At 39.6% G+C, this 6,954-nt stretch carries 8 protein-coding genes; 1 reads left to right on the top strand and 7 read right to left on the bottom strand.

What is annotated here, in order from left to right:
• Positions 1-41 precede the first annotated feature (41 nt).
• Positions 42-248, top strand: coding sequence for a heavy-metal-associated domain-containing protein (locus tag JCM9140_RS11845; RefSeq protein ID WP_034746503.1), 207 nt, complete (start codon positions 42-44; stop codon positions 246-248).
• 120 nt (positions 249-368) lie between these two features.
• On the opposite strand, the gene JCM9140_RS11840 is transcribed toward JCM9140_RS11845, so the two are convergent.
• The 7 genes from JCM9140_RS11840 to JCM9140_RS11810 all read right to left on the bottom strand — a co-directional run bounded on the left by JCM9140_RS11840 (position 369) and on the right by JCM9140_RS11810 (position 6,776).
• Positions 369-1,193, bottom strand: coding sequence for a DODA-type extradiol aromatic ring-opening family dioxygenase (locus JCM9140_RS11840; protein WP_034746500.1), 825 nt, complete (start codon positions 1,191-1,193; stop codon positions 369-371).
• A gap of 55 nt (positions 1,194-1,248) precedes the next feature.
• Entirely contained in the window at positions 1,249-1,464 is a 216-nt protein-coding gene (locus tag JCM9140_RS11835; RefSeq protein ID WP_439644294.1) for a 4-oxalocrotonate tautomerase, read from the bottom strand.
• Between the two features lie 220 nt (positions 1,465-1,684).
• Positions 1,685-2,473, bottom strand: a complete 789-nt coding sequence (locus JCM9140_RS11830) for a 2-keto-4-pentenoate hydratase (protein WP_034746494.1) — start codon at positions 2,471-2,473, stop codon at positions 1,685-1,687.
• Between the two features lie 12 nt (positions 2,474-2,485).
• Complete coding sequence (dmpG, locus tag JCM9140_RS11825; protein ID WP_034746490.1) at positions 2,486-3,511, bottom strand: 4-hydroxy-2-oxovalerate aldolase; 1,026 nt, start codon at positions 3,509-3,511, stop codon at positions 2,486-2,488.
• Between the two features lie 32 nt (positions 3,512-3,543).
• Positions 3,544-4,431: an acetaldehyde dehydrogenase (acetylating) gene (locus tag JCM9140_RS11820; protein ID WP_034746487.1), complete on the bottom strand. Its 888-nt coding sequence runs from the start codon at positions 4,429-4,431 to the stop codon at positions 3,544-3,546.
• Between the two features lie 22 nt (positions 4,432-4,453).
• Entirely contained in the window at positions 4,454-5,233 is a 780-nt protein-coding gene (locus JCM9140_RS11815) for a 2-keto-4-pentenoate hydratase (RefSeq protein ID WP_034746484.1), read from the bottom strand.
• 79 nt (positions 5,234-5,312) lie between these two features.
• Positions 5,313-6,776, bottom strand: a complete 1,464-nt coding sequence (locus tag JCM9140_RS11810) for an aldehyde dehydrogenase (RefSeq protein ID WP_034746476.1) — start codon at positions 6,774-6,776, stop codon at positions 5,313-5,315.
• Between the last annotated feature and the right edge of the window lie 178 nt (positions 6,777-6,954).

Genomic DNA, 6,954 nt, shown 5'->3' with positions numbered 1-6,954 from the left:
ACTAGTGATCACACATAACTAATTTAAAAAGGGGCCTTAATATGAAAACGACCTCTCTTCAAGTAGAGAAAATGAGTTGTGGAAATTGTTTAAATGAAGTGGAAACAGCTATCGAACGAGTAGTTGGTGTAGTAGATGCAAAAGCATCTCTAGAAGATAAAACAGTTCAGGTAACATTTGACGAGACAAAAGCTAATGTAGCTGATTTTGTGAACGCAGTTGAAGATGCTGGGTATGTGATCATTTAGGAAAGTTAAGACAAAGTGTTTTATTGATCTATAACTCCAACAACACTCTTATTTGACATCTTGAAAGAACATGAGAAGACATTCTACTGAATGCCTTCTCACAAAAGTTTTCTATCCAAATTACTTACTACCCTGTAATGATTTTTCTGGCTCAAACGTCATAATCGCGTTTCCACTTCCTGAAGACTGAGCATACGTTAAGAAGGAAGGCTTATACTCATTCTCCAACGTTCCAAGAAGCATCGCTAAGTGGCGACCTCCTCCTTCTACACCGGCAACATTTGCGTATTGTGGAAGCATTTCCTTTGCTAAATCCCATTTACGATCTAATATATAATCAATAAATTGGTTATCTAGTGCTTGTTCCGAAATAGTTGGCATATGGTGACGACCACGGACTAAATTATGAGCTAAAGCTCCGCTATAAACAAACACATATTTTTTATCACTATTATTTAGAACTTCCCTTATTGTTTGCCCCCATTTATATGTTTCGTCTAGGCCAGCTGCCATTGTAATAGAAAGATTGACAACAGGAACATCTGCATTAGAAACTAAGTACCTTAACGGGACAACTGTTCCATAATCCCAAACATAGGTTGGATCATTTACAGGAATTACTGGTAAACGAGCACGTTTTCCAGCTGTTACAAGTGCCTCCCCAAGCTCTTGATCACCAGGATAATCATAAGCAACATCTGAAATGATATCTGGACATTCAAAGGCTGTTAATATGCCTTTGTGTCTAGGTGAAACATCTACATAATGATGAAATGTAGATTGCCAGTGACAAGAAATCAAAATAACGGCATCTGGTTTTAAATCTGCAATTTGTTTTGAAATGTCATCCATTTTTGCAACGATGTCCTTTTGAAAATCAGGAACATTTTCACGATGGCAAATACTTGGAACATGAGCCGCTAAAATACCTAATTCAATTGTCATTTTGCATTCCCCCTATATAATAAATAAATTTCTCCCCAGAACTTGAAACCAAAGCCTAATTAGACGAGTTGCGTTTCTCTACTGATTCCCCAGCAATTCCCCAGTGTGATTTTGGAATTTCTGTAACAATGACACGAACACTTTCTTTTGGTACCTCCAAAGTTGAAGTAATCGTCTCTGTTATTTCAGCAATAACCTTCTCAATCTTTTCTTTTGGTCGTCCTTCCATCATGTTGACGTTTACAATCGGCATAGCGATTTCCCTCCTTATAGGAATATGTTAAGGCTTTCATTTTTGTCTCTGTCCCTACCTATCCTAGAATAATAGAAAAGGGAAGTTCGTCCTTTTTCCCTTAAACAGCGCGATCCCGGTTGCGTTGGCTCCTCTCGCCGTGCGCCTTTTGGGGAAACCCACCCAAAAGGCTTAAAACATTACGGCGGCTCCGCTCAACGCTTCGAATAATAGAAAAGGGAAGTTCGCCCTTTTTCTATTATTCTCCTACCGTGAAGCTTACTTCGCCTAGGCCGTCTAGTTTGCCTGTGACAAAGTCGCCGTATGATAAGTGATGAGCTCCAGTAATTCCGCCTGTTAAAATGATTTGACCAGCTTTTAGCTTTTCTCCTCTGCGGTGAAGCATGTTTGCCAGCATGGCAACTGAATTAGCTGGGTGACCTAATACAGCTGCGCCAGCTCCGAGGTCTTTGATTTCACCATTGATCGATAAAACCGTACCGATTAATTCAAGATCTAGTTCTTCAGGTTTGCGTACTTTGTTTCCAAATACAACTTGAGACGTAGACGCATTATCAGCAACTACATCCGGAAGAGTAAAGTTAAAGTTTTCATAGCGGCTATCAATGATTTCAAGTGCTGAACATACATATTCTGTTGCCGCTAATACTTGTGCACCAGACACACCTGGTCCTTCAATATCTTTGCCTAAGATAAACGCTACTTCTGCTTCTACCTTTGGATGAATAAAGTCAGATAATGAAATTTTGCCACCATCTTGAACTATCATGTTATCAAAAACATATCCATATATAGGCTCTTCGACGTTCATTTGTTTCATTTTAGCTCGACTTGTTAACCCCATTTTCGGGCCAACTATATTAAGTCCTTGTTCAATTTTTAATTTTACTAGCTCTTCTTGAATATCATACGCCTCTTCTACTGTTAAGCTAGGAACTTTATCTGATGTAATCCGGATAACTTCTTTCCTTTGTAATTCAGCATCTAGTAGAAATTTCGCTATCTCTTTATTCGACATGTTGCTCATCATATCCCTCCACTACACTTTTAAACTATTTTGTTTATTTGCAATTTCGGATGCTACATCGATAATCATATCTTCTTGACCACCGACTACTTTTCGCTTCCCTAATTCAATTAAAATATCACGAGAATCAACATTGAATTGTTTTGCTGCTCTTTGAGAGTGAAGTAAGAAGCTTGAATACACTCCCGCATATCCCATAACAAGACTGTCTCTAGTAATCTCTTGTGGTTGTTTTAAAATTGGCGCCACGATGTTTTCAGCTAAATCCATCATTTTATATAAATCCACTCCACTGTTTAGACCCATGCGATCTAATACAGCAACCAACACTTCTGTTTGGGTATTCCCTGCACCAGCTCCAAGGCAACGGATGCTTCCATCAATTCTTGTTGCCCCTTCTTCAATCGCTACAAGTGTATTGGCCATTGCAAGAGATAAATTGTTATGAGCATGGAAACCAATGTTGATCGTTAAGCTTTGACGAAGGGCTTTAATACGCTCACGAACTTCATGTGGAAGTAATGCTCCAGCAGAATCAACAACATAAACAGTATCCGCTCCGTAGCTCTCCATCAACTTTGCTTGCTCAACCAGTTTGTTAACGGGTGCCATATGCGACATCATCAAAAATCCAACCGTTTCCATCCCTAATTCTTTTGCTAGATTAATATGTTGTGGTGAAACATCAGCCTCTGTTACATGTGTTGCCACACGTGCCATTTTCGCCCCAAGGCTTGCAGCTTGCTTTAGTTCATTCATCGTCCCAATTCCCGGGATTAAAAGAACAGCCACTTTCGTCTGATCACAAACTGATACCGCTGCTTCAATTAATTTCATTTCATCTGTTAACGAACGACCATATTGTTCAGACGATCCGGCTAAACCATCACCGTGAGCTACTTCAATGTAAGGTACACCAGCATCGTTTAAAACACGAGCCACTTCCGTTACTTGTTCCACTGTATATTGGTGACCAATTGCATGACTTCCATCTCGCAAAGCTACTTCCGTAAGTATGATATCTCGATTTGCGCTCACTGTATCCATTCCTTTCTATTGAGAGATTCCTATTAAATAATTGCTGAATTCAATTTGTTTTTCGCAAGTTCTTCAGCAACTTTAACGGCAGCAGCGGTCATAATGTCTAAGTTTCCAGAATAAGAAGGTAGATAATCCCCTGCTCCTTCTACTTCTAAGAAAATCGTAACACGGTTTCCGTCAAAGATTGGTTTTGTTCTTAAACGGTACCCAGGTACATAAGATTGAACACTATCAGCCATTTCCTTAATTGATTTCGTAATAGCAGCCTCATCCATTTTCCCAGGTTCCACAACAGCATAAACCGTATCTCTCATTAAAATTGGAGGTTCAGCCGGATTTAAGATGATAATCGCTTTCCCTTGTTTCGCTCCACCAATTTCCTCAATTCCACGCTTTGTTGTTTGCGTAAATTCATCGATATTCGCTCTCGTCCCAGGTCCTGCACTTTCACTCGAAATGGTTGCTACAATTTCAGCGTATTCGACTGGAGCAACACGATTCACCGCATGCACCATTGGAATGGTTGCCTGGCCGCCGCATGTAATTAAGTTAATATTAGGTACATCAAGATTTGAATCTAAGTTAACGGGAGGTACAACAAAAGGTCCTCTTGCTGCTGGCGTAAGATCAAGAACCTGCTTTCCTGCTTCTTTTAACAGTTTCGCATGACGGACATGAGCTTTAGCAGATGTCGCATCAAAGAAAATATCAGCTAACTCACTACTTGTTTCCAAAAATTCTTCTAATCCATTTGTAAACGTTTGGTACCCTCTCTCTTTTGCCCGCTTTACTCCATCTGAATATGGATCAATTCCAATAAGAGATGTTAATTTCAAAGATGAAGATCTTTCAATCTTTAACATTAAATCTGTACCAATATTTCCTGTCCCGATGATTGCAACTTTAATTTTATCCATGTGAATCTCCTTTCGAACATTATTATGAAGAAAAGCGAACCGAAACTTCTCCTAAGTGTGCAATTTTCGCTGTGAAAACATCACCAGGCTCAGCATCAACAGCTGCTGACAGTGCTCCAGATAAAATCACTTCTCCAGCTTTTAACGTAATATCAAATTCACTTAATTTATTAGCAAGCCACGCAACGCAGTTTGCTGGATGTCCCATAACTGCTGCTCCGACACCTGTGTTTACGATTTCTCCATTTTTTAATAGGACCATACCAATCTGAGCAAGGTCTACTTGGTCTACGTTTACTGGCTTTCCACCTAAAACATAATGGCTGCTTGAAGCATTATCCGCAATCGTATCTGGCAACTTGATTTTCCAGTCTTTCACACGACTATCGACAATTTCTAATGATGGCAAAAGATAATCAGTTGCTTGAATGACATCTAAAGCCGTAACATTGGGTCCTTTTAAATCCCTTTTTAAGACAAACGCAACTTCTCCTTCTACTTTCGGTTGCATCACTTGATTAAAAGCAAGCTCTGTCCCGTTCTCAACAACCATCCCATCAAGAAGATGTCCATAATCAGGCTCATCGACGCCTAATAACTTTTGCATAGCAATAGAAGTTAGACCAATTTTCTTCCCTACGATTGTCTGACCTTGCTCCAGCTTTCGCTTAATAATTTCTAGTTGAACTGCATACGCATCTTGAACGGTAAACGCAGGGTTTTGTTCTGTTAAAGCAACCGTACCTACCCGTTCTTTTTCTGCTTGTAACAACTGACTAGCAAATGACTCTGTTGTACTCATATATGACCCTCCTTATATAGATGAAAAAGAGGTTGGAGCTTAGAAATGACAAGCATCCTTCGCTCCACCATTCTATTCATTAAAGCTTGATACAAATATTTTTAAGTTCACTATAAAATTCAAAACTATGCATTCCACCTTCACGACCGATACCACTTTGCTTCATTCCGCCAAAAGGTGTGCGTAAATCACGTAAGAACCAAGTATTTACCCAGATAATACCCGCCTCCACTTCGTTTGCAACACGATGAGCACGACGAAGGTCGTTCGTCCAAATTGAAGCACTTAAACCGTAATGCGAATCATTTACTTGAGCAATCACTTCATCTTCTAAATCAAACGGAATAACCGTAACAACTGGACCAAAAATTTCTTCACGCACGCAGCGCGCATTACGATCTAAATCAGTAATAATCGTTGGTTCAATGTAATAGCCTTTCTCAAAGCCTTTTGGACGGCCACCACCAGTACGAATTGTTCCGCCTTCTTCACGAGCTAAATCAAGATATCCAAGAACTCGCTCATAATGCTCTTTTCCAATCATCGCACCAATTTTTGTTTTTTCATCAAATGGATCTCCAACGACAAGCTCTTTTGTCTTCGCAACAAATTTTTCAACAAATTCATCGTAAGCAGCTCGCTCAACGTAAATTCTGGAACCGCATAAGCAAACTTCTCCTTGATTAATAAAGCTTGATTTAATCGTTGTTTCTAACACTTCATCTAGATCAGAATCTGCAAATATAATGTTCGGGTTTTTCCCACCTAATTCGTATGAAAGTTTTTTAAGTGAATTCGCTGCAGCCTTCATAATGGCCGTACCAGTTGATGTTTCTCCAGTAAACGTAATGGCATCTACATCTGGATGCTCAGTAAGTGCAGCCCCTGCTGAATCTGGGCCAAACCCATGAACAACGTTTACCACTCCATCTGGCACTCCAGCTTCCTTACAAATTTCCGCAAGAACGGTTGCTGTCATCGGTGTCCACTCAGCCGGCTTCATGACTGCAGTATTCCCCGCCGCTAGACAAGGTGCTAGCTTCCAAGTTAAAAGAAGCATTGGTAGATTCCAAGGATTTATCAAGCCTACAACGCCAACTGGCTTTCGCACTGCATAGTTAATTGCTACATCATCATGTTGATATGCTTCTGTTCCCATTGTTGTCATGTAATCTGCAAAGAAGTGGAAATTGTATGCTGCCCGTGGGATATCAATTGTGCTTGATAACCAAATTGGTTTACCGGTATCAAGTGACTCTAAGCGTGCTAACTCATCTTTTCTTTCTAAAATTAAATCACCAATTTTACGAAGAATTTTTGACCGTTCTACTAGTGGCATCGTCTTCCAACGTCCGTTCAAAGCTCTTTTTGCAGCACCTACCGCTAGATCAATTTCCTCTTTTCCACCTTCCGCTACAGACCCAAGTACTTCTTCATTTGCTGGGTTCGTATTAATAAACGTTTTATTGTTTGCAGAGTCCCTATATTGTCCGTTAATAAAATGTCTACAATCAATCCCTGTCGCTGTCGTAACCGTTTTCATATAAAGTTCCTCCATTCAATTAGTTCAAATTGTATTGCTTGCTTACCTTTAGAATAATCAAATAATGTACCTTATAAAAGACCGTAGTTCTTTTATGCGCAACAAAAAGAAACTTTTTTAAATAATTTTTTGATTATTCATTTTTGTCACTTATTATGATATAGTAAGCTCAACTCCC

Source organism: Halalkalibacter wakoensis JCM 9140, assembly GCF_000513095.1.
In the GTDB taxonomy this organism is placed as follows: Bacteria; Bacillota; Bacilli; order Bacillales; family Bacillaceae_D; genus Halalkalibacter; species Halalkalibacter wakoensis.
Note: the sequence above shows the minus strand (reverse complement) of the source record. Positions and strands in the feature narration are given on the sequence as shown.

What these genes read in the sequence shown, in the direction of transcription:
- JCM9140_RS11845 (WP_034746503.1), top strand. Translation starts at nt 42, where the DNA reads ATGAAAACGACCTCTCTTCAAGTAGAGAAAATGAGTTGTGGAAATTGT.
- JCM9140_RS11840 (WP_034746500.1), bottom strand. Translation starts at nt 1,193, where the DNA reads ATGACAATTGAATTAGGTATTTTAGCGGCTCATGTTCCAAGTATTTGC.
- JCM9140_RS11830 (WP_034746494.1), bottom strand. Translation starts at nt 2,473, where the DNA reads ATGAGCAACATGTCGAATAAAGAGATAGCGAAATTTCTACTAGATGCT.
- JCM9140_RS11820 (WP_034746487.1), bottom strand. Translation starts at nt 4,431, where the DNA reads ATGGATAAAATTAAAGTTGCAATCATCGGGACAGGAAATATTGGTACA.
- JCM9140_RS11815 (WP_034746484.1), bottom strand. Translation starts at nt 5,233, where the DNA reads ATGAGTACAACAGAGTCATTTGCTAGTCAGTTGTTACAAGCAGAAAAA.
- JCM9140_RS11810 (WP_034746476.1), bottom strand. Translation starts at nt 6,776, where the DNA reads ATGAAAACGGTTACGACAGCGACAGGGATTGATTGTAGACATTTTATT.